Annotated in this window: 18 protein-coding genes; 9 read left to right on the top strand and 9 right to left on the bottom strand. The window is 59.2% G+C overall.

Annotated features, from left to right (window positions below; translation table 11 throughout):
• Together F4X57_07535 and F4X57_07530 are read right to left on the bottom strand one after the other, a co-directional pair.
• On the bottom strand, positions 1 to 732 hold the full coding sequence (locus tag F4X57_07535; protein MYC07009.1) for a bifunctional precorrin-2 dehydrogenase/sirohydrochlorin ferrochelatase: 732 nt from the start codon (positions 730 to 732) through the stop codon (positions 1 to 3).
• Between the two features lie 133 nt (positions 733 to 865).
• Entirely contained in the window at positions 866 to 1,894 is a 1,029-nt protein-coding gene (locus F4X57_07530; GenBank protein MYC07008.1) for an Lrp/AsnC family transcriptional regulator, read from the bottom strand.
• 319 nt (positions 1,895 to 2,213) lie between these two features.
• On the opposite strand from F4X57_07530, the gene F4X57_07525 reads away from it, so the two are divergent.
• Positions 2,214 to 3,122 (top strand): allantoinase PuuE, encoded by a 909-nt coding sequence (locus tag F4X57_07525; protein MYC07007.1) that lies wholly within the window; start codon positions 2,214 to 2,216, stop codon positions 3,120 to 3,122.
• Between the two features lie 126 nt (positions 3,123 to 3,248).
• Positions 3,249 to 4,301, top strand: coding sequence for a flippase-like domain-containing protein (locus tag F4X57_07520; protein ID MYC07006.1), 1,053 nt, complete (start codon positions 3,249 to 3,251; stop codon positions 4,299 to 4,301).
• A 16-nt stretch (positions 4,302 to 4,317) separates the two neighbouring features.
• On the opposite strand, the gene F4X57_07515 is transcribed toward F4X57_07520, so the two are convergent.
• The 3 genes from F4X57_07515 to F4X57_07505 all read right to left on the bottom strand — a co-directional run bounded on the left by F4X57_07515 (position 4,318) and on the right by F4X57_07505 (position 8,635).
• Positions 4,318 to 5,547, bottom strand: a complete 1,230-nt coding sequence (locus F4X57_07515; protein ID MYC07005.1) for an FtsX-like permease family protein — start codon at positions 5,545 to 5,547, stop codon at positions 4,318 to 4,320.
• The gene (locus F4X57_07510; GenBank protein ID MYC07004.1) at positions 5,544 to 6,254 is read right to left on the bottom strand and encodes an ABC transporter ATP-binding protein; all 711 of its coding nucleotides are present in this window, start codon (positions 6,252 to 6,254) and stop codon (positions 5,544 to 5,546) included. Before F4X57_07510 ends, F4X57_07515 begins: the two co-directional genes overlap by 4 nt.
• 83 nt (positions 6,255 to 6,337) lie before the next feature.
• Entirely contained in the window at positions 6,338 to 8,635 is a 2,298-nt protein-coding gene (locus F4X57_07505; GenBank protein ID MYC07003.1) for an efflux RND transporter periplasmic adaptor subunit, read from the bottom strand.
• A 309-nt stretch (positions 8,636 to 8,944) separates the two neighbouring features.
• Between F4X57_07505 and F4X57_07500 the strand changes: the two genes are divergently transcribed.
• The 7 genes from F4X57_07500 to F4X57_07470 all read left to right on the top strand — a co-directional run bounded on the left by F4X57_07500 (position 8,945) and on the right by F4X57_07470 (position 17,914).
• Complete coding sequence (locus F4X57_07500; protein ID MYC07002.1) at positions 8,945 to 9,874, top strand: tyrosine recombinase XerC; 930 nt, start codon at positions 8,945 to 8,947, stop codon at positions 9,872 to 9,874.
• A gap of 324 nt (positions 9,875 to 10,198) precedes the next feature.
• On the top strand, positions 10,199 to 12,544 hold the full coding sequence (locus tag F4X57_07495; GenBank protein ID MYC07001.1) for a molybdopterin-dependent oxidoreductase: 2,346 nt from the start codon (positions 10,199 to 10,201) through the stop codon (positions 12,542 to 12,544).
• 353 nt (positions 12,545 to 12,897) lie between these two features.
• Positions 12,898 to 13,689: a MoxR family ATPase gene (locus tag F4X57_07490; GenBank protein ID MYC07000.1), complete on the top strand. Its 792-nt coding sequence runs from the start codon at positions 12,898 to 12,900 to the stop codon at positions 13,687 to 13,689.
• A 69-nt stretch (positions 13,690 to 13,758) separates the two neighbouring features.
• The gene (locus F4X57_07485; protein MYC06999.1) at positions 13,759 to 14,454 is read left to right on the top strand and encodes a hypothetical protein; all 696 of its coding nucleotides are present in this window, start codon (positions 13,759 to 13,761) and stop codon (positions 14,452 to 14,454) included.
• Positions 14,455 to 14,515: 61 nt separating this feature from the next.
• A complete protein-coding gene (locus F4X57_07480; GenBank protein ID MYC06998.1) occupies positions 14,516 to 16,180 on the top strand; it encodes a thiamine pyrophosphate-binding protein in 1,665 nt (554 codons plus the stop codon).
• A gap of 253 nt (positions 16,181 to 16,433) precedes the next feature.
• Complete coding sequence (locus tag F4X57_07475; protein ID MYC06997.1) at positions 16,434 to 17,534, top strand: DNA polymerase IV; 1,101 nt, start codon at positions 16,434 to 16,436, stop codon at positions 17,532 to 17,534.
• A complete protein-coding gene (locus F4X57_07470) occupies positions 17,534 to 17,914 on the top strand; it encodes a cupin domain-containing protein (GenBank protein ID MYC06996.1) in 381 nt (126 codons plus the stop codon). The genes F4X57_07475 and F4X57_07470 overlap by 1 nt, the downstream gene beginning before the upstream one ends.
• An 85-nt stretch (positions 17,915 to 17,999) precedes the next feature.
• Here F4X57_07470 and F4X57_07465 read toward each other — a convergent pair whose 3' ends face one another.
• The 4 genes from F4X57_07465 to F4X57_07450 form a co-directional block, all read right to left on the bottom strand.
• Positions 18,000 to 19,196 (bottom strand): formyl-CoA transferase, encoded by a 1,197-nt coding sequence (locus F4X57_07465; GenBank protein ID MYC06995.1) that lies wholly within the window; start codon positions 19,194 to 19,196, stop codon positions 18,000 to 18,002.
• Between the two features lie 58 nt (positions 19,197 to 19,254).
• Complete coding sequence (locus F4X57_07460; GenBank protein ID MYC06994.1) at positions 19,255 to 20,262, bottom strand: methionyl-tRNA formyltransferase; 1,008 nt, start codon at positions 20,260 to 20,262, stop codon at positions 19,255 to 19,257.
• A complete protein-coding gene (locus tag F4X57_07455; protein MYC06993.1) occupies positions 20,252 to 20,887 on the bottom strand; it encodes a DUF192 domain-containing protein in 636 nt (211 codons plus the stop codon). Before F4X57_07455 ends, F4X57_07460 begins: the two co-directional genes overlap by 11 nt.
• Positions 20,888 to 20,996: 109 nt before the next feature.
• Positions 20,997 to 23,507: a hypothetical protein gene (locus F4X57_07450; GenBank protein ID MYC06992.1), complete on the bottom strand. Its 2,511-nt coding sequence runs from the start codon at positions 23,505 to 23,507 to the stop codon at positions 20,997 to 20,999.
• Between the last annotated feature and the right edge of the window lie 304 nt (positions 23,508 to 23,811).

Below are 23,811 nucleotides of genomic sequence, written 5' to 3'. Positions count from 1 at the left end.
CTACGAACTTGCCCTTGCCTTGTCGTAGGCTAGGGCTTTCTTCTCTTCGTAAATCTTGCAGACGCCCGGCTCGCAGTCGCAGCCGACGCCCCTCATGATGTCTGACATCAGCATTGCGCGCGCTTCGTCGTATCTGCCGTCTAGCACGGCGTTGAGCAATCCGTCGGTGATGCACGCCTGCCAGTGATCACTGGCGATAGTGATGCCCTTGCGGCGAATCTCAGCGCGCACATCGGCAAGCAGAGGAGCAAGTTCAGCATAGTCCATGAGCGGGTAGCTCGAATCCATGGGGCTGCCGTTGAGCAACTCGCGGAACTTGCGCGCGAGAGCCGGACTCGCGCCGCCCGTCGATGCCGCAACGGTAACATTGCCGCGAGTCGCCACCGACGGCGCGATGAATGTGCAAAGGTGCGTTACATCAACTACATTCAGCAGCACGTTGTGCTCGTTGGCTTCCTTGGCGATGGCACGGTTCACTGCGTTGTCGTCGGTCGCTGCGATGGCGATGAATGCGCCCTTCAGATCACCAACTTCGTACTCGCGCTGGTGCCAGACGATTTCGCCGCCATCCGCGAGGCTTTGCACGCCTTCGTTGACTTCCGGGCTGATGACGACCACATCCGCGTAGCAGTCCAGCAGCTTGACGACCTTTTCTTCGCCGATGTTGCCGCCGCCAATGACGACGCAGCACCTGTTCTTGACATCTATGAATACCGGATAGTACGCAGGCATTAAGGTCCTTTCCTACTCATTCTGTTCTCAAGTCCCATCTCCCGATGTAGGAGGGATAGGATGGAGGAAAATCGCGCCATCCCCAAGCGAAGCGCCCATACGAAGTGCCCTTCCCTACGAAGCGGCTGGCGCGTTACGACTCCACGAAATAACGCACCCGCGTCTTCTTATACTCGCGCGTGCTGTACAGCAGCATATAATCGTCGATGCCGGTCGCTTCGGACAGTTCTGCCGCCACATCTTCGCAAGTGTCTTGCGAAGTGGCGTGAATCATCGTGAAATGCGTGTAGGGCCAGTCGGGGAATGTCGGCCGTTCGTAGCAGTGCGTAACCCAGCGAGACTGCGCCATGATGTTGCCCACTTCTATGGCGCGCTCGGACGGCACCTTCCACACCGCCATCGCGTTCGAGCGGAAGCCTGCCCTGCGATGGTGCAGCACCGCGGAGAATCTGCGCATCAGCCCGCGCTCTTGGAACGAATCGGCGATGTCGAACATCTCTTGCAGCGAAATGCCCAGCCGTTCAGACATTGGGCTGAACGGTCGAGATACTAGCGGTACATCCTCTTGCAGCTCGCGGATGACTTCTATCTCGAAGTCGGACACGGGCATCGCCCTGTTCCAGTCCTCGGCAACGGCTCCGGAGCGGTCGTAGCCGTCCGGGCTGTAGTATTTCTTCGCCGCGCCTTCTTCCTTCACCATGTCGAAGTTCACGCCAATCTTGAAGAACTTGATGGTCGGCATCAGACGGTACGACTCGGCGTTCGTCCGCTGCGCCATTGCTTCGACGCTTTCGGCGAGGTCTTCATAGGGCGGTACGGCGAGTGTGAACCACAGGTTGAAGTGCCCGTTGCGCGCGTAGTTGTGGCTAACGCCCGGGTGTTCGTTGATGACCTGCGCCGCCGCGTCGAGTTCGTCTGCGGGCAGGCGCATCGCCACCAGCGTGGTCTTGTAGCCCAGCCGCCGCGTGTCGAAGATGGCGCTGATTTGCCGCACCACATTCTTGCTCTTCATTTCGGCGACGCGCTCGATTACTTCGCTCTCCGGAATGCCAATCTCGCCGCCCACCGCCTCGAACGGCTTTTCCACGAGCGGAAAGCGTGTCTGTATGACATTCAGAATCTTGCGGTCAACAAGGTCCATAGTCGATGTACTAGTCGTCATTCGCTTACTCTCATATCGTCAGGTATGCTAGAGAACCGCGCTGGAAATCGAGCGCGCAACACTGCGCAGCCCAGGAACCGAGCGCTTATTGTGGTATTATCGCAGTTTTCAGGGCTTCCTTGCAATCCATATTGCACTGTCGGCGCTGCACACGGTCGCCGCCCTTTGTGTCCCTTAACGCAGCGAAGGATATAGAATCGTCAATATCCCGCTATAACGAAATCGCCAATCATACTCTGGCTCTCGGCAATCAACCTTCAACATTGGCACCCATAAACAAGCGTCCATAAACAGCGCCAACACTAGGGAGGACTCAACCATGCCCAACCCACAACGAGACTTCATCGGCTACGGCGCGAACCCGCCCGTTATCGAGTGGCCCGGAAACGCGCGCATTGCCATCTCGGTCGTCGTGAACTACGAAGAGGGCAGCGAGAAATCGCTGCTGGACGGCGACCCTGCGCACGAAACTAACAACGAAGTGCCGTCGCCGGTGCCGCTCGACCAGCGCGACCTGTACAACGAATCGTTCTTCGAGTATGGCAGCCGCGTAGGTGTTTGGCGCCTTATGAACATGTTCGACAAGTACGGCATAAAGAGCACGTTCTTCTGCTGCGCGCTGGCGTTCGAGCGCAACCCTGAGGTCGCCCTAGCGGTGGTCGAGCGCGGACACGAAGTCTGCGGACACGGCTACCGATGGGAAGAGTACCACAGCATGCCGCGCGACGAAGAGGCTGCTGCCATCAAGAAGACCGTCGAATCGTTGCAGCAGACGACGGGCGAGCGTCCGGTCGGTTGGTTCACGCGATACGGACCAAGCGTCAACACGCGCGAACTGGTCGCCGGCGAGGGCGGGTTCATCTACGACAGCGGCGTGCTGAACGACGACCTACCGTACTACACACCCGTGCTCGGCAAGCCGTGGCTCGTGCTGCCATATAGCTTCGAGACAAACGACGCGCGTTTCTGGCGAGGCGGACTCAACAGCGTGGGCGACTTCTATGAGTACCTGAAGGACACATTCGACGTGCTGTACGAAGAAGGGCGCACGCATCCCAAGATGATGTCTATTGGCTTGCACTGCCGCATAGCCGGAAGACCGGCTCGTTCCCGTGCGCTTGACCGATTTATTCAGTACGCGCGCAGCCATCCCGGCGTCTGGTTCGCTCGCCGCGACGAGATTGCCAAGTGGTGGTTGGAACATTACCCGCCGGGGACATTGCAATAGGCGGCGTACTCCTGTTTGAGACTATTCAGGCTTATAGTTACGACAATTGTCTTGCCGCAGCCGCGCTACAGGGAATATCCTTGATTGCGCGGCTCTTCCCGCCTATTTCCCCGCCTAAAGGAAAGAATGTTGTTCACAGCCGGCAAGTTCTGGATTGGACTGGCGCTCAGCGTAATGCTAATTGCCCTGTTCTTCGTCACGGTGGACTTCGCCCACATGGTGGACGCGCTCGCCGACGCGAACTATCTATATGTCGCGCCGGCGGTCGCACTGTACTTGGTGGGTGTGGTCTTTCGCACGATGCGCTGGCAGGCGCTGCTACTGCATATCAAGCCCATCAGCAATCGCCGCCTGTTCCCGGTCGTCGTCATTGGCTATATGGCAAACAACCTGCTCCCGATGCGGCTAGGCGAAGTCGTGCGTAGCTACTATCTCGGCGAACGAGAGCAGGTCAGCAAGAGTTCCGCGCTCGCCACGATATTCATTGAGCGTGTGTTCGACGCGCTTACACTGCTGTTGTTCGTCGCGGCGGTGGCGATATTCGTGCCGCTTGGCGGACTGACGGCAGGCTTCGGCGAATTGTCGGGTATTGCGCCACCGCTGCTTGCCGCTGCGCTTGTGCTGCCGTTCGTGGCGGCGTTCGGCGTGATGCTGATGCTGTCGCGCTGGCCGAAACGCACGCGCAATCTAGCCATCGCGCTTATGAAGCCACTGCCGCGCCGCTTCCCACGCGACCGCGCGATGCATATCGTGGACTATTTTCTAGCCGGATTCGCGCCGCTGACAAGCCTGCGCAAGATACTGTGGCTGTTCGCCCTGTCCGTGCCGGTGTGGGCGTTCGAGACGGGGTTGTTCTACCTTATCGGCTACTCATTCGGCTTTCACCACATCTACGACAATCTGTGGCATCTCGCCGCCGCGATGGTGCTCGTAACTGCGCTCGCAAACATAGGCAGCTCGATACCGTCATCGCCCGGTGGCATCGGCCTATTCGAGCTGATAGCCCGCGAGACGCTAGTCCTGCTGCCGCTGGCAATGGTGGACAGGGCGTCCGCCGCCGCCTTCGCCGCCATAAGCCACTTCGCCCTGCTGCTGCCGATGATACTGCTAGGTCAAGTATTCCTATGGGCAGGCAACCTATCGCTGCGCCGCCTAGCCGGAGCGGACGCCGGCGAATAACGCTAGGCAGACAACGCTATTCATACCGCAGCGCGTCAATCGGGTGCATGCGCGCCGCCCGTAGCGCCGGATATATGCCGGACACCAGCCCGACAATTGCGGACACGGCGAGCGCGAGCAGCGCCACATCTGCGTGGAACACAATCGTGCCCAGTGGGCTGCCTTCGCCTCTGCCTACTGCGTTTACTATCAAGTTGGTGAGGGGAGACATCGTGAAACTCAATAGCAAGCCTATGATGCCGCCGCTCGTGGTTAGGAATATCGCCTCTGTTACGAACTGCAACAGAATGTCGCGCCGTTTCGCGCCCATCGCCTTGCGAATGCCAATCTCACGCGTGCGTTCCGTTACGGATACCAGCATGATGTTCATCACGCCTATGCCGCCCACCAGCAGCGATATTCCCGCGACCGTGCCTAGGAACAGCACCAGGATGGTCGTAATCTGCGTAACCGTGTCGATGAGGTCTTGCAGCGTATCTACATCGAAATCGTTGTCGCCGGTTATGCGGTGGCGCAGACGCAGGATGGACGCAATCTCCAGCTCGGCGTCGGCAATCGACTCTTGCGTTGTCGCCTGCGCGTCTATGGTGCTGACCACGATTTCGCCGCTCGTGGTGCGCTCTCGCGACATGCGGTAGTGCGCGGTCGAAATCGGGATGTACGCCTGATCGCCGAAGCCGAAGAATGTCGCGCCCGTGTCCTCAAGCACGCCGATGACTGTGAACTGCCGCCCGTTGATGCGAATGCGCTCGCCGACGGCGTCCGCCTCAGCACCGGCGCCGAATAGCGTCTCGCTGACGGACGCGCTCAGCACGGCGACATCGAGGATGTTGTTGATATGCGCGGGGTTGACGAACTGTCCTTCGCCCACGCTCACATTCCGCACGCCGGCGTATTCCGGCGTTACGCCAATGAGCTGCGCGTTCGTGTTCTCACGACCGGCGACTATCTGCCCATTGAAGCTAATTTGCGGCGCGACCGCCTTCACTGATGGCGCGAGCACCGGGTCTGTCAGCGCCTCGGCGTCTTCTAGCGTCAGAGAATTGCTGTTCGAGCTGACGAACAGCAGGTTTGTCCCCTGCGCCTGAATTTGCGAAGTGATGTTGTCCTGCACGCCGCGTCCGATGGACATCAGCACCGTTACCGCCGTGATGCCGATGATGATGCCCAGCAGCGTCAAACCCGACCGTAGCTTGCTGCCGCCGAGCGATACGAGCGCCGTTCTGATGATGTCTAGTGCGTTCATCGCATCGCCTGTCCGCTTGACGAACTGCTATGCTGCCCATTCACGCTCGTATCGGACATTATTATTCCGTCGCGCATCGTGATGACGCGGTTGGCGCGCTCGGCTATTTCCGGCTCATGCGTAACGATTATCACAGTAATCCCCTCCGCGTGCAGCCCGCCAAGTATGTCCATAATCTCGTCGCCGGAGCGCGAGTCGAGGTTGCCGGTCGGCTCGTCGGCAAGCAGGAGCGCCGGTGATTTCACGATAGCCCGCGCTATGCCAACGCGCTGCTGCTGACCGCCAGAAAGTTCAGTAGGCTTGTGCCGGATGCGGTCGCCCAGGCCAACGCGCTCCAACGCGTCGATTGCGGACGTGCGTCTATGCGGTCGCCTGCCGTACATTAGCGCCAATTCCACATTGCTGAGTGCGCTTAGTCTTGGCAATAGGTTGTATGTCTGGAACACGAAGCCGATTTTACTGTTTCGAATCTCGGCGAGGCGTCCGTCCGATGTCGCGCCGATGTACTCGCCGTCAAGGATGTACTCGCCGGCGGTAGGCACATCAAGGCAGCCTAGAATGTTCATCAGTGTGGACTTGCCGGAGCCGCTCGCGCCCATAATGGCGACCATCTCGCCGCGTGCAATGGACAGGCTGACGCCCGCCAGCGCAGGCACTTCCACAGTGCCCATCGTGTATATCTTCTGCACGTCGACAACTTCTATCATCGTAAATCCTATTGCCATCGCCCAGCCGTCCATTCGAAGGGAAAAGCAGGATGGAAGCGAAGCTCAAGCCTCCGGCAAGTAACTTATGGCCTACGAGGGCGTGGACCTCCGCCTCCGCCGCCAAATCTTCGTGGCCTGAATTCGCCATCTTCGAGATCTCTTTCGTCAAGCGCCTGCATCACAATGCGCTCGCCTGCGGACAGACCGTTGTTCACTATGGTGTAGAAGCCGTCGCTCTCGCCCAACCTCACCGTGCGCTCAACGATTGCGCCGTCCGAGTCTTCCACGCGCACGTAAGCGCCGTCTTCACCGTACTGCACCGCTTGCAGCGGTATCACGATGCCGCTGACTTCCGATGTGCCGACTTGTGCAACCGCGCTCAGCCCTTCTTGCAGCACCACGCCTTCCGGCACATCCACGCGTATGATGACATCGAAGGTTACGACGCCCTGTTCGTTCGTCGCGGTTGAGCTTATGTCCGCGATGACGCCCTCGAATTCTTGGTCGGGCAAGGCGTCTATGGTAACGATTGCCGACGCCTCGCGCTGCAACGACAGCACATCAATCTCGTCCACCGCGCCTTCTATGTTCACGATGCCTGAGTTGATGACGGTCATTATCACTTCGTACCGTTCAATGTCCTGTCCTGCCTCGACGGGGATGGACGCGATGTAACCGTCCCATGGTGCTTTTAACGTGGTGTCTTCGAAGCGCCGCGTCGCCGCGCTGATGCGCGCTTGCGCCGCTGCCACTTCGCCCACGCGCAGTTCGACGTCCAACTCGCGCCGGTCCATCAGTTCCTGCAATGCGGTATTGGCGTCATCGAGCTTGACTTGCGCGTGTTCCACATTGCCGCGCAGCGCCGCGACCTCTTGTGCGTCCGGACTGTACAGCGTGTCGAGCGCGTCTTCGGCAGCGTCGCGGTTCGCTTGCTCAAGTTCGACCTGCTTGCGCGCGCGCTCCACTTCGACAGAGTCGGGGTTGTTCAATTCGTCCAAATGCTCTTGCGCCGCGTTGTAGTCTGCCAGCGCCTTGTCGTAGTGCGTCTGCAATTGAGTCGCTTCAATATTGCCGTCAGTCAGCCTGTCCAGCGCCTCTTGTGCTTCGTCTCGCGCCTGTTCTGCCTGTGTCAGTGCGGACTGCGCCGACGACACGCTTGCGTTGTGCTGCGCCTGTCGCTCTTCGAGGTCGTTGCGCGCGGCGGCGAGGCTGTCGTGTGCGTTGCGCATATCGCGCTCAACGCAGAAATCGCCATTCGTGCTGGCAGTGTCGGACTGACGGATGGGTCCGTATGTGTAATGGTCGCAGCGCGTCTGAATCTGGTTGCTGGTGGGGTAGAGCGCCATCCAGCCGAATATCTTCAACTCGTTCCAGCGCGTGTCCGGGTTGTCTTCGAGCCGCGCGTTGGGAAACAAGTAGTCGTAGTCGCGCGTGAACACCTGCTCCGGGTCGAACGCTACGGACGCGAAGAAGTCCTGCGGCGTCATGTCCAAGTCCTCATCGGTGGCGGTTATACCCGTCCACTTGTATATTACATTGGCGTAGTCGTGCAGCCGTTCGTCGTATGTGTTCTGCGCGGTGGTCAGGGCGTTGTCGCTGAGCGCCATCGCGTTCTGCTCCGCTACGGCAAGGTCGCGCTCGGCAATCTCAAGCGCGTTCATCGCATCGGCGAGGTCGCCGTCAAGCGCGAGTTCCGCGTCTCGCAGTACGACCCTAGCCTGCGCAACGGCATCTTCTGCCGCGGCGATGACTTCGGGCTTGGGCGTCAGCAGTTCATCTAGCGTCTCTTGCGCAGTCTGCGCTTGCAGTTCGGCGTCCGCGATTTCCGATTCCGCCTGCGCTATGAGTTCCCGCTTGGGGTTGAGGAGCTCGTGTAGGGCTTCTTGCTCGTCGTGCAGCGCGAGCGCGGCGTCAACTATAGCCTTCTCCGCATCGGCAATTTGCGTCTTGGGCTGCTTCGCGTCTTCAAGCGCCAGCAGCGCGTCAGCGTGCTCCATACGCGCTTGGGCGATTGCGAGTCCCAGGTCTGCCGTGCTCTCGGTGTCTAGGCGTGCGAGCGGCTGTCCAGCGGTTACCACTTCGCCTTCGTTGACTAGGATTTCGTCCACGAAGCCGATAGCGCCAAAGACCAAATCTTCCGTGTTGGTGAATGTGATGCTTCCGTTGATGGAGATTTGCGTCTGCAAGGTTCCATCGCGCGCAGGTATCAGCCGTTCGTTCTCCGCCAACCCCGCCTCGCCGTCTGCGGCGCCGAACGGTGGCAATCCCGTGAACCGGCTCAGCGCGCCGTAGCCCACGACCGCGACGATGGCGACGCAAGCAAGAATAATCAGCAACCTTCGCCGCAAGCGTCCGCCGCCCAACTGTGCCCGATTGACCATATATGAATCTCCCGAATGCGCCCAATAGCCCAATAAACTAGCGGCACTTCACTGGCAAGACGCGCCCAGCGCTTTGCCAGCATGACCTATCAATGTTAGCAGAGCGCGTCGCAGTATGCCGCCGCATGCCAAAAAGCCCCATCATAGACTACAACGCCGCTTGAAAGTGAGGGATAGCGCCCGATAGCCTTTGTATGTTCATCAGATGGCGACAGATGTGAATGGATTTGCTCCCATCATAACACTCCCTCATTCTACCTTCTCCCACAAGAAGGAATGGACAATTCGAGCGGCATTTAAGATGAGGTTATGGATATGGACGACAATAGATGGCAAACACTCATCGCGGACTTCGAGACGCACCTGCGAGCAGAAAAAGACTTGGCGGGCTTGACTATCCGCAACTATAAGGCGGACTTGCAGCCGCTGCACGAGTTCATGTGCGCGAGGGGCATCGACGAAATGCACGAGCTCGACCGAATCACACTGCGCGGCTATCTTGCGTGGCTTACCGAATTAGGCTATGTCCGGCATAGCGTATCGCGCAAGCTCAGCACGCTGCGCACATTCTTGAAGTGGCTGTCGCGCAAAGGCATCATTGAAGGCGACCCGCTGCCCAAGCGCGGCATGATGCGTGTGCCAAAGCGGCTGCCCCGCTTCCTGTCCCAGGAACAGGCAGACAGGCTGATGGACACGCCGGACACCGCCAAGCCGACCGGTCTGCGCGACCAAGCGCTGCTCGAAGTAATCTACGGTGCGGGGTTGCGCGTCAGCGAGGCGAGCAACCTGCGCGTAACCGACCTCAACCTGTCCACGCGCGAGATTCGCGTGCGCGGCAAGGGTTCCAAAGAGCGCGTGGTGCTTATAGGGCAGACCGCGAAGAACGCGCTGTCGCTATATCTGCGAGACGGCCGTCCCAAACTAGCAGGCAAAGGCAGCGACTTCACTCTGTTCCTAAACCGATTCGGTGGCAGACTAAGCCAGCGCAGCATCCAAGAAAAGGTGCGGCGATACAGCATGAAGGCGGCGCTGCCGGAAGGCGTGCATACGCACACGCTGCGCCATTCCTACGCCACGCACCTCCTGGAAGGCGGCGCAGACCTGCGCGTAGTCCAAGAGCTAATGGGTCACGCTACCCCCGCCACCACGCAAATCTATACCCATGTAACCAATGCCCAGGCGAAGCAGGTGTACATGGCGGCGCATCCAAGATCTAGGCGGGATGGGAAAGAGGAATAGCGCTGATCCTGCATCGTTGTAGCACCCATTCGAATATCCTCGCGCTCTGTTATTCCGAACCGCAGCGCAGCGAAATGACAGGGATTTTGCCGTGTCCCTATATCCGGAGTTACGAGAGGATGATGGACGCCATGTCTCGCTATTGCCTGTAGATTTGTATAAGTGACCATTCCGTAGTCCATATCCCCACCACGCGGTATTGCCTTAAGGCGCTTGTTAATGTAGAGTACGCCTCAAGTAGGCGACTGGGTGTCGCGCTACTATTGAGGAAGAGCGAAAGTTGTTCTTTTGGGAGGACATTAACTACCGCAAGGAGAATTGTGTATGACTACCGCTACTCCATCCGCCGCCTTTGGCGCCAGCATCAAGCGACGCGAGGACCCACGCCTGATTACTGGCAGAGGCACTTATGTAGATGACATCAAGCTCGTGGGAATGCTGCACATGGCGCTCGTTCGCAGTCCGTATGCCCACGCCAACATTACCGGCATAGACACGACAGCAGCAAGCGCCGCTGACGGCGTGGTCGCGGTCCTCACCGGCGAAGACATCGGCGAGGAAATCGGGTTGCCGTGCGGCTGGGTCGTGCCGGATACCATCGAAGTGCCACATCCGCCGCTGGCAATCGGCAAGGTGCGCTGCGTTGGCGATGCCGTTGTCGCCGTCATAGCAGATAGCGCGTCCGCAGCAGCCGATGCCGCCGAACTGGTCGAAGTCGGCTACGATGTGCTGCCGGCAGCCGTCAACGCCGAGCTCGCCACGAAGGACGGCGCGGCGCAGGTGCACGATTCCGCGCCGAATAACGTCGGCTTCGAGTGGGAAGTCGGCGGCGGCGATATGGAAGCCGCCGGCGCATCCGCAGAGGTACGAGTTTCTGAGCGAATCGTCAATCAGCGCCTCATCCCTAACTCCATGGAGGGCAGGGCTGTCGTCGCGGACTATAACCCCGGCACAAATCAGGTTACGGTTTGGACCTCGTCGCAGATTCCGCATCTGGTTCGCCTGCTGCTCGCGCTAGTTACCGGGCATCCTGAGCATCAGATTCGCGTGGTTGCGCCCGATGTCGGCGGCGGCTTTGGCTGCAAACTTTACCTGTACGCCGAAGAGGTTATCGCGTTTGTCGCGGCGAAGCAGATTGGCCGCCCGATCAAGTGGATTGAAGAGCGGCAGGAAAACTACCTCGCCACTACGCACGGCCGCGACCACATCGGCGACTGGGAGATAATGGGCAACCGCGACGGCACCATTACAGGTATTCAGGGCACGATATACGCTAATATGGGCGCATACCTGTCCACCTTCGCGCCTGCCATTCCGACATACCTGTTCGGGCTGATGCTGGTCGGCCCATACAAGATTGAAAATGTGCACTGTAAGGTCATCGGCGTGTTCACGAACACAACGCCTGTTGATGCCTATCGCGGCGCGGGCAGGCCGGAAGCGACCTATGTCGTTGAGCGCATGCTCGACAGGTTCGCAGCCGAGATTGGAATGGATCCGGCAGAAGTGCGCCGAAAGAATCTCATCGAGCCGTTCGAGGACGGTTACGAAGTGGCGACCGGTGTCAGCTACGACAGCGGCGACTACGAGAACGCGCTCGACCTCGCACTCTCGATGATCGGCTACGACGACTTTCGCAAGGAACAGGCGGAAGCGCGAGAGCAGGGCAGGTACATTGGCGTCGGCTTGTCCACCTATGTCGAAATTTGCGGTATGGCGCCGTCTGCGGTCGCATACTCGCTCGGCGCGCGCGCAGGCGTCTGGGAAAGTTCGCTCGTCCGCGTGCATCCCACCGGCAAGGTAACCGTGTACAGCGGCTCGTCCGGACACGGGCAAGGACACGAGACGACATTCGCCCAATTGGCGGCGTCCGAGCTGGGTGTGCCGGTCGAGGATGTCGAAGTCGTGGAGAGCGACACAGCGCAGGTGCAGCAGGGCACCGGCACATTCGGCAGCCGCAGCGCGGTCGTGGGCGGCACTGCCATCCACATGAGCGTCGAGAAAATCAAGGACAAGGCGAAGCAGATTGCGGCGCACATGCTCGAAGCATCGCCGGAAGACATCGTGTACGAGGACGGTCAACTCTTCGTTCAAGGCGCGCCTGCAGAGGCGAAGTCGTTCCAAGAGGTCGCGCTCGCCGCGTACTGGTACGACGGTCTGCCCGAAGGCGTCGAACCGGGTTTGGAAGCGACCAGCATCTATGACCCGGAAAACTTCACCTGGCCCTTTGGCACGCACATCTGCACCGTCGAAGTTGACGCGGACACGGGCGATGTATCTGTGCTGCGATACGTCGCGGTTGACGATGTGGGCAATGTCATCAACCCGATGATTGTCGAGGGCATGGTGCACGGCGGCGTGGCGCAGGGCATCGGACAGGCGCTCTGGGAAGAAGGCGTGTACGACGACGACGGTCAGCTTATCACGGGCAGCATGCTCGACTACGCAGTGCCGCAAGCCGCAAGCCTGCCAGCGTTCGAGACCGCCCGCACGGTAACGCCGTCGCCAACCAACCCGCTCGGAGTTAAGGGCGCAGGCGAGACCGGCACAATCGCCGCATCGCCCGCTGTCATCAACGCTGTCGTGGACGCGCTGTCGCATCTCGGCGTCAAGCACCTGGACATGCCCGCTAAGGCAGAAAAGGTCTGGCGCATAATGCAAGACGCGTAAAGCGACATCCACACCGGCGCGTCCGCAAAGACGACCCGGTATAGTTGGCAAAGACAGGGGGCAGGTCATACAATCAACCTGCCCCCTTTTGCCGAATTGGGCACATCTACGACGTCGATGTCAAAGTACATTTCACATCAAGGCGGTGCAAATCTGAACAGGTAGGGGGAATCGCCACTCCCCGCAACTCTCGTGCTCTATCCGGATACCAATAGCAACTGGCAAATCCACGCTTTACAGGAAAAACCTTGTCACAAACCCACGATCCATCTCACGACCCCATACGCGACATCCTAGACCGACTCGCGTACGAAAACTACGTCGGCGACCCCGCAATTGCCACTTCCATCTACATGGCACAGACGCTCCAACGCCCGCTGCTCATTGAAGGACGCGCCGGTGTGGGCAAGACCGAGATCGCCAATGTGATGGCGCGCCTGCTGGACACGCGTCTCATCCGCCTGCAGTGCTACGAAGGATTGGATGTTTCTACCGCGCTGTACGAATGGAATTACCAGCGCCAGATGCTATGGATAAAGCTGAACGAGAACGCCGAAACTTCCGTGCAACAACGCGAGGAGGAAATCTTCAGTGAGTCGTTCTTGCTCAAGCGCCCGCTGCTCGCCGCGCTAACCGAGCCTGAAAAGCAGCCCGTGCTGCTGATTGACGAAGTTGACCGCGCCGACGAAGAATTCGAGGCATTCCTGCTTGAAGTGCTGTCCGAGTTTCAAGCTACGATACCGGAAATTGGCACGATACGGGCGCAGCACCCGCCGTTCGTCGTGCTCACTTCTAATCGCACGCGCGACCTCTCGGACGCGCTCCGCCGCCGATGTCTGTATCTGTGGATAGACTACCCGGACATCGACAAGGAACTGCGCATCGTCCGCGCGAAGGTGGACGGCATCGAAGATAAGCTTGCGCGGCAGGTCGTGCGCTTCGTGGACAGCGCGCGCCGCACAGGGCTGGACAAAGTGCCCGGCATCGCCGAAACGCTCGACTGGGCGCGCGCCATGGTCGTGCTGCATCTCGACCACCTGGACTACGAAGCCGTAGATCGCACGCTCGGCGCCATCATCAAAGACGCGGACGACCTAGAACGCTTTCGCAAGCAGTCGATTGAAGAGATTCTGGCGAAGATATAATGACAAGTTATTCAGTATCTCGGTCATTCAGTTAGCAGGTTGAGTATGCGCGGCACTTGGAGGTTTCCGATGATATTCAATCAGCGGACGGAAAATGAACACATTAGAGATCAGAGTACGCAGAATAGGCATCGCATCAGGCGCGCTGATAGTTGGGTGGAGTTGAGCCGACGGGAGGGAATATCGGATGACGAAAAATTCATCGCATTATGGATTGCGTTCAATTCCGCTTATGGGGATGAAGGTTCTAGGCTAAACTCAGAAGATCGAGAATACGTTGAATCTTATCGTTTCATGAATTTTCTGAAGGAGATAGTGGATAGAGATGAAGATGGCGTGATTGGTGACACTCTTTGGAATCGGCATAGCCCGATTGTCATTGGTTTGGTGGGTAACAAGTACATTTACGAACCCTACTGGGATTGGGTTAGAAAAGGCATGCCTGAAGACCACGATTGGCAGGCCAGATTCAAGAGAGACACATCAAGAGTGAATGAGGAACTTAAACCCCACAGAAATCGTAACGTGGGTACTGTCCTCAGGCTGGTTTTTAATCGTCTCTATACACTCCGTAATCAAGTTTTCCATGGTGGCACTACCTACGCGGTAGGCGTGGGAAGAGGACAGATTCAAGACGGCGCAATTCTGATGTCAATTCTTGTCCCTGCTATCTTGGATGTAATGCGGTGCGACATAGCAATGAACCCTGACTCGGATATTTGGGGAACATTGGCTTATCCGACACACCCACGAAACGCTTCGTAACATGTAATGTCGAATATGCTTCCATTCAAAGACGATTATTCGATAGCGAAAGGTCTGAAATATGCCAAGAATGACGGGAAAGCGCGCGCTTATGGAAATGCTCCGGGCGGAAGGCGTCGAGTATATTTTCGGCAATCCGGGCACGAGCGAAGGGCCGATCCTCGACGAGTTGGAGGACTACCCGGGCATTCGCTACATGCTCACCACGCAGGAAGGTGCGGCGATGGGCATGGCGGACGCGTATGCCCGCCATCGCGGCGAGCCTGCGTTCGTCAACTTGCACATCGAGACCGGCCTAGCCAACGGTATTAGCCTGCTCGCCAACTCCGCCGAGGGCAACACACCGCTCGTCCTGACTTCCGCGAACAAGGACATCCGCAAGCTCGCCGAGGGGCGCACGAATCTTGTGGAGATGGTCAGCCAATTCTGCAAGTGGAGCGCCGAGGTAACACACCCGGAGCAAGTGCCGAGCGTGATGCGCCGCGCATTCAACGAGGCGAAGACGCCGCCGATGGGTCCCGTGTATGTCGCCTTCTCCGCGAACGCGCTGGACGATGAAGCGGAAGTGAGCATAGTGCCGTCGCACAAGACATACTCGCGCACTGCCCCCGATGCGAACGCTATTGACGAAGCCGCGAACATCCTCGCAGGCTCCGCGAATCCGGTGCTGATTGTCGGCGACGGTGTAGGGCGATCCCACGCATCCGGGGAGGCAGCGCGCCTAGCCGAGACACTTGGCGCGAAGGTTTATGCCAGCTTCTACTCGCATGTGAACTTCCCGACCAGTCATCCACAGTATCTCGGCATGGCAAACCCCACCATGCCGGATGACAAGGCGCTGCTGGCGGACGCGGACGCCGTCGTAGCGGTCGGCACGCCGGTATTCCCGGGGTACTTCTACTTTTCGGGCAGCGTGCTGAATCCGGAAGTAAACTTGATTCACATAGACGCGGACTCCACGCATATAGGCAGGACTGAGCCGACAGAAGTTGGTATCGTCGCAGACCCGCGCACTGCTATGTCCGCACTCGCCGATGCGCTCGAACTGCGAATGAGCGGCGCGGCAAGAGAGGCGGCGATAGGACGCGCCGCATCGGTCGCTGAAGAGAAGGCAGCGCAGCAAGCGGCTTGGCAGGCGCGGCTCGAATCGCGTAAGGACATCAATCCGATGTCCGCCGAGCGCATGATGACCGAGATTGCAGCCGCACTGCCCGACGACGCGATTGTCGTTGATGATTCCGTTACCACACGCACGTCCATATTTGGCGCGCTGGATTTCGATGAACCGGGCAGTTTGATAGGAATCACCGGCGGCGCGCTCGGCTGGGGAATGGGCGGCACGATGGGTGCGAAGATGGCGAATCCCGATAGGCCAGTTATCGGCATAATCGGCGACGGCAGCGCGATGATGACCGTACAAGCACTGTGGACGGCCGCGAACTCCGACATTCCGGTTGTCTATGTCATTTGCAACAATCGCGCGTATCGGGTGCTCAAGTTGAACATGAACCTGTACAAACGCGAAATCTTGGGCGAAGAAATTCCCCAAAGCGAGTATATCGCCATGGATTTCCCCACACCATTCGACATCGCCGCAATCGCGAACGCAATGGGCGTGCACGGCATCAAGATATCCGACCCCACCGAAATCGCCCCAGCCTTGCGCGACGCTATCGCGCTAGGCAAGCCGGCCGTGCTAGACATATCCATAGACGGCGCTGTATAGCCCCTTCATCGCTTTCATATGTTCTTTATTCAATAATTCATTCCCCTTCCTGGGCTGACTGGGGTATGTGTACTTTGAGAGTGAATGGGCGGGGTACAATGACGGTAGGGGTAACCGACCGGTCGCCCCTACGAAGAACGCATATTGGTTACGGAAAGCAATACATGCCCCGCTGACCCCGCTCATTTCTCTCATGCTGCGCCGTCAAGAAACTCGCAATTCCCCTTTAACCGGCGCGTCGTTTCGTTGTAATATGGCGGATGAGGTCAAGCACATGCGCCATATACTTCACGCAGACTTCGACGCCTTCTACGCGTCCGTCGAACAGCTGGACAGACCGCACTTACGCGGCAAGCCGGTCGTTGTCGGCGGCAGCGCAGAAGGGCGTGGCGTAGTCGCGTCCGCATCTTACGAGGCGCGCGAATTTGGCGTGCGCTCCGCAATGCCGATGCGAACCGCGCAGCGGTTATGTCCCCAAGCAATCCGCGTTGGCGCGCGATTTGAACGATACCGTGAAATATCGCGCGATGTGATGTCCATATTCCGCGACCTGACGCCACTCGTTGAGCCACTCTCGCTAGATGAAGCGTATCTCGATGTAACCGCTGTCGTGGAAGATGACAACCAGCCCGCCGAAATCGCAGCCGCGCTCAAACGCCGCGTCAAGAACGAGCTAGGTCTGACCATATCGATCGGCGTGGCGACAACCAAATCCGTCGCCAAGATAGCGTCCGACATGGACAAGCCGGACGGTCTGACCGTCGTGGCGCCGGGGGAAGAGCGGGTATTCCTCGCGCCGCTGCCGATACGCGACCTGTGGGGTGTCGGACCGAAGACCGCCGAACGGCTCATAGCGGCTGGTATTGAGACCATCTCGGACATCGCAGAGTGCGACGCGGACTGGCTGCGGGAGAATTTTGGTAAGCATGGCGAGCAGATGCAGCGGTTCGCGTGTGGCATTGACGACAGCCCAGTCGTTGTCAGCCGCGAGACAAAGTCCGTCAGCGCAGAAACGACATTCGCACAGGACATCGGAGACCCGGACGCGCTTCAAGAGGTGGTGGACCGTCTTAGCCAGCGTGTCGCGCAGCAACTGCGGCGCAAGCAACTGCAAGGGCGCACGGTCAAGCTCAAGCTGCGCCTGTCGGACTTCACGACATTCACCCGTCAGCGCACGCTGCCGTACTCGGTACAATCTGCCACAGACCTGTCGCAGCCCGCCGGCGAACTGCTGCGCGCCGAACTATACGGGCGTAGGCGTTTTAGGCTTATTGGTGTTGGCGTGTCCGGCTTCGAACAATCCGAGGCGCATCCCGAAGAGCCGCGCCAACTCAGATTCACGGGTTTTGGCTGATGGATACAATTTCACTAGCAAGCGAACTTACTGTGCTCGCGCCGGATGGCTCCGAGATACGCGAACTCGTCGCCGTGAGCGGTGGCAGCATGGTTCATTGCACACTGCCAAGCGGCGCGACATCAGCCGCCGTAAGGCACCGCACCGTCGAAGAAGTCTGGTACTTCCTGCAAGGTCGAGGTCAAGTCTGGCGCAAGAGCGAGTCCGCGGAATCCGTCGTGGATGTACAGCCGGGCACCTCCCTAAACATCACAGTCGGCACGCACTTCCAATTCCGCAACACCAGAGACGAACCCCTGCAATTCATCATAGTTACCATCCCACCTTGGCCCGGCGAAGACGAAGCCGTGCGAGTGGAAGATTACTGGGATGTGCGCTAGTATGGACTGCGGGTACATTTTCGATGCACAGACGCCGTTCAGCTGCAATTTTCCTTCGAGGAATTCCCCATGGATGAATGGCTAGCTAAACTATCACACCCTGCTCCCTAAGCTCCGGCAGCTCATCCGCCGACACATCCAGCATTTCCGTCAGGATGTCGTCCGTATGCTCGCTGTAGAGCGGCGCGGGTTCTACTTCGACGGGCGACTTGTCTAACTTGATAGGGCAGCCAATCATCTGATATTCGCCGCGCGCCGGGTCGTCCACATCCACGACCATATCTCGCGCCGCCAGATGCTCGTTGGACAGTACTTCCTCCGGGCTGATGACCGCGCCGCACCAGACGCCCGCCGCCGCCAGCGCTTCCATCGCCGCGTACTTGTGGTGCTGCATAGTCCAGCCGCTGACGATTTCCATAATGTCGTCGCCCCGCTCCGCACGCATCTCTTCCGTCGAATACAGCTCGTCGCCAATCAGGTCCGCGCGGCCTATGACGGCGAGTACCGTCTCCCAGAGTGCGCCCGCGAGGTGAATCATCACATAGTCGTCGGGGCCGCCGGGAGCGCAAGGGAATATCATCGGAATGCCTCTGCCGCCGCGGTCACCGGGGCGCTCGTTCGGTGTGCCGAGCGACAGGCTGCGTATCAGTCGATAGCGCATTAGGTTGACGATGCCGTCCTGCATTGACACTTCGAGGTGCTGGCCTTCGCCAGAGTTGTCGAGTTGCCGCAGCGCCGCGAGAATACCGATAGCGGTGTGCAAGCCCGTGCCGGAGTCGCCCGCGCCGATTGGCGACGGTATCGGTGGTAAGTCTGCGAACCCGTTGGATGCGATCGCACCGCCCGTCGCCTGCGCCGCCACTTCGAAGCTGCGATATTCGCTCCAGGGACCATATTCGCCAAAGCCCTTTATGCTCGCGTGGATGACGCGCGGGTTGATTTCGTTCAGTCGAGAGTAGCCGATGCCGAGCCGCTCCATCACTCCCTTCGAGAAATTTTCCAGCACGACATCCGCCCACAGCACTAGCTTCTCGAACAGCTGCTTGCCGCGCTCTGTCTTGAGGTTGAGCGTGATGGCGCGCTTGTTGTTATTGAAGATGGTGTAATACACGCTGTCCACGCCGTCGATGTGCGCCTGCTCCCAGCGCGTGTTGTCGCCGCCGACGGTGTCCTCCAACTTGATGACATCCGCGCCAAGAAACGCCAGCAACTGGGCGCACGACGGACCCGCTTGCACGCGGCTCATATCCAGTATCTTCACTCCCGAAAGCGCCTTGTCCATGTCGCACCTCTGCCGTTTGAAATTGACCGTGTCTATGAGTGTTATTGCGCCGATTATATCAGGTAGAGCCGAGACGTGAACCCGGGAAATCGCGGTATCCGCGCACGAAGTCGTCGATGTCTGTCGCCTGCCGCCCTTCTATCTGCAAGCGCAGTAGCAGCAGCAAGTCATCCCCACACACGACTGCGATGCCCTGCGGATTCTCGACAACCTCGCCCGGCTCTTGCCGTTCAAATGACTCATCGCCCAATTCTTCGAACGCGCCGATACCGATAGCCGTTGCCTGATGCACCTTTAGCTGTCTGCCGTTCCAGCGCGTGAAGCTGCCGGGCCAAGGATGATATGCTCGCACCTGCCGCGCAATGTGATCCGCCGAATTCGTCCAGTCGATTGCTCCATCTTCGCGCGTAAGCAATCGGGTAATCGTCGCGTCCGCTTCGCGCTGCGGCATCGCATTGGCTGCGCCATCACGGCATTGAGGAAGGCATTCGGCGAGTAGTTGCGCGCCAATCTTGAACAGGCGCGGCGTCAGATCTGCGGTCGTCTCTTCTGCGCCAATCTGCGTATCGCGCTGGGCGATGATTGGCCCGGAATCCATGCCCTCGTCCAAGCGCATCAGCGTAACGCCGGTCGTCGTATCGCCATTCAATATCGCGGACGCCACCGGCGACGGACCGCGATACTTCGGGAGCAAAGACGGGTGCAGATTCAGCGCGCCCAATGGCGGGACTGCGAGCGTGTCGGCGGGCAGGAACAACCCATACGCAACCACAACGATGACATCGGGCTGCAGCGCGGCAAGTTGCGCGCGTGCCTCCGCGTCGCGCCTGAGCGATGCGGGCTGAAAAACAGACAGCCCGCGTTCAATTGCCGCCTGCTTTACCGGCGGCGCGGTGAGTCGTCTGCCGCGCCCGGAACGCCTATCAGGCTTCGTATAGACGCCGGTGATTTCGCAGCCCACCTGAAGCAGTGCATCGAGAGCCGGCACCGCAAACTCAGGCGTGCCCATGAAGACGACTCGCAGTCCCGCGCCATTATCCACGCCATTATCCGCGCTAGTTGCCATCGCACACCCCGTCTTCGCAGCACATGGCGAAGTCCGATTCGATGTTGTGGAATTGTACGCTATTGCCAATTTCGATTCCGAAGTCGCTCACTTCGCCGGCGTTTATCTCGAATGTATATGCGGCGGGCACGGCAGACTGATATATCGCCAGTTGCGAAGATGGGGTGTCGGGCGAGGCGTGCTGCACGTTTTCAGTAAGATAGACTACGGTGCAGTCTTCGCCGACCCATATGAAATCTAGCGGGAAGCGCATACCTTTCATCCAGAACGATGATGCGTATCCGGTCTCAAAGATGAACAGCATGCCCGTCTGCTCCGGCAGGTTGTCCCGTTCGCCCAAGCCTTTGCTGCGGAGCGCTGGAGTGTCGGCGATCAAGACGCTGAATCTGGCGTCGTCAATGGTCAAGTAGGGACCTGTTGGTGTAGGAGTCGGCGTGACTGTCGGCTCGGACGTTGGCGTGGGAATTGGTGTGGATGTCGCAGTTGGCGCAGGTGTAGAGGTTGGCGCAGGCGTCATTGTAGCGGTAGGCAATGCGGTTCGAGTCGCGCTTGGCAATGGCGTGTGTTTAGGGGCGGGCAGAACGGCAGGCGGTGGCGTGGCAGTTGTGGCAGTTGTTGTTGCCATTGCCGTCGCGGGCTGTGTTACGGGCTGGCCGTTGTTTGACGCGCATGCCGCGACGGATGCTAACAGGATGAATGCGGCAGCGAAAGTCGCGATACGGACGAACATAGCGCTATGCCAGATGTACCAGAGTCGCGCCGTCGCCGCCGCGCTCTCGTGCCTCTGCTTCGAACGACCTTGCCAGCGGGTGCCTCGTCAGATGTTCTCGAACTGCGTTTCGCAGGATGCCCTTGCCGCGCCCATGTATCACGCGCACAGAGTTGAACCCGTCGCGCACTGCCTTGTCCAAGAACAGTTCAAGCTCGGCAAGCGATTCGTCGGCGCGCATTCCGCGCACATCCAGCTCGGTTGAATCTAGCATCGGTCCTATCTTGATGCTGACCTCCGGCTTAGATTGTTCGGGCTGCTGTTCAATTAGCGATAGGCGAGACGGCTGCACCTGAATTCGCACATTGCCGATGCCAACCTCGGCGTCGCTGCCGTTTTCCGGCAACGACACGAGCACGCCGCCGAGATTCAGCCCGCGCACGAACACTTTGTCACCGACTTCCAATTCATGCGGCATCTCACGGACGGGCGTTGACGGCGGCACGGCTGCGCGTTCTGCCGCAATCTCCTCGCGCAGGCGTCGGATGTCCTCGCGCGCGTCTTCCGTTTGCACGACGCCGGACGAACCGGCAGGCGTTCCCCACGAAAGCGATGCTTCTGCTGCTTTCAGCCTGCGCTGCGTCTCGTCGAACTGCGCCAATACGCCGCGCCGCAAGCCCTCTACCATATCGTCGCGGTGCGTTATCAGATATTCAATCTGCTCGTCCAGTTGCTGGCGAAGTGCGTCCGCCTTGCCGCGCGACTGCTCCGCATCTAGCAGCAGCGCTTGCAGCTGATTGCGCTCGCGCTGCAACTCGGTCAGCCAGTCTTCGAAGCGCAGGTATTGCGGCTCAATAGCGCCCTGCGCATTCTCCAAGATGTGCTCCGGCAGCCCTAGGCTTGCGGCGATCGCCATTGCGTAGCTACGGCCGGGTATCCCCAGTGTCAGATGATATGTCGGCGTCAGCGAATCGGCGTCCAACTGCACGCTGGAATTCATCATGCCCGGCGAAGTCTCCGCGAACGCCGCCACGCTGCGATGATGCGTGGTCGCTATCGTGGACACCTTTCTGCCCGCCAAGTCTTCGAGAATCGCCCGCGCGAGAGCCGATCCCTCTTCAGCGTCCGTGCTGGTGCCGAGTTCGTCCAGCAATATGAGCGATTCGGGAGTCGCCGCGCCGAGAATCTCGATGACATTGCGCATGTGCGAACTGAATGTGGACACGGACTGTTCGATGCTCTGCTGGTCGCCCACATCGGCGTACACGCCGTCGAATGTGGGCAGCACGCTTCCATCGTCCGCCGGTATCTGCAAGCCCGCTTGGTGCATTAGCGCGAGCAACCCGACCGTCTTCATTGCCACCGTTTTGCCGCCCGTGTTCGGACCAGTAACCACAAGCACCGACCAGTCCGGACCAACGCTCACATTGACCGGCACGACATCCCTGCCCAGCATCGGATGCCGCGCGTTGATGAGCCGCACGCGCATATCGACTGCCGATTGCTCTTTGCTGTCCGTGTCATCATCGGAGTTTGCATCGCTAGGCTTGGCGACTGTGCCGGATGCGGCAGGCGCCGAAGCGCCCGGCGCGAGTTCGGCGGGCGACAATGGTCGAACACCGCGAATGCCGTAGCTATAACGCGCACGCGCCAGTATCAGGTCAAGGCGTGCCGTCAGTTCGCTGCCGCGCTGAATGTCGCGCGCCAATTCGCCAACGAGCGTGGAAAGGTCGCGCAGCACTTTGCGAATTTCGCGCTCTTCCGCGAGTGCGAGTTCGCGCCAAGTGTTGCCAATTTCGACGGTGGAGAACGGTTCGACGAACAGCGTCGCGCCGGTGTTGGACGCGTCGTGGACGATGCCTGGTACGCGGCTGCGCATCTCCGCCTTGACTTGCACGACTAGGCGGTCGTTGCGCACCGAAATCACATTGTCTTGCAGCGCGTTGTCCGACTGCGCGCTCTGAATCAGCGAATTCAGCGAGTTTGTAACGCGCTGGTATGCTTGCCGTATCTGGCTGCGTAGCGCGCGGAGCGTGTGCGTGGCATCGTCGCGCACTATGCCCCTGTCGCCGATGCGCCCGCGAATCTGCCGCGTCAATTCGCTCAGATTGGGTATGCTTTCGGCGAAATCAGCGAGCAGCGGGACATGCTGTCGCACCGCGAGGACGCCGGATTTCGCGCGCGCCTGCACATCGATAGTCTGCGCGACGGCGAGCAATTCCATGCCCGTAAGAATGCCGCCGATGGACGCGCGCACGACCGATTCTTCGATGTCGTCAGGGCAGAACATATCCACCTCGCCCGCCTCGTCAAGCACCGCGCGACCCTCTGCTGTCTCTTGCTGCAGCATAGCGACTTCGTAGTCGTCATACGACGGGCGCAATTTTAGGGCGAGTTGCCGCGCGGGAAAGAAAGTGGCGCGCTCCGCCACCCGCGCGCGTATGACATCGAACTCCAGCAGAGCCTGCGCTCTATCCCGCAACGCAGACCTGCCGTCTTCGACTTCTGATTCTTCCGTGTACACCCGTTGTTGCATTGAACCATTTTATCAGGATTTGTGGGGATGGGTGTAATACTATTCCCGCCTTTAGACCCATTGATTTGAGTAGTTCAGGACAGGCGTGTGATTAAGATGTGAGCATTCTAAAACGCACTATGCCGAATCCTGCGCTCATTCCCGGTTCTGCCTAACTCCTGCGTGACTTGCTCCCTTCTAGCGATGTCTATCAACAGATTTTCCATGTCAGAGTCTTAATTGAAAGTCAGGTACATCCGCTCCCGAACGCCGTTTGCATTCCGGCGCATGAAACCCCTGAACTCGCTATTAGACTACCCGAACT

It is taken from the genome of Chloroflexota bacterium, from assembly GCA_009840355.1.
Classification (GTDB): domain Bacteria; phylum Chloroflexota; class Dehalococcoidia; order Lucifugimonadales; family JADFKI01; genus Bin90.
This window is presented reverse-complemented; position numbering and strand designations above follow the sequence as displayed.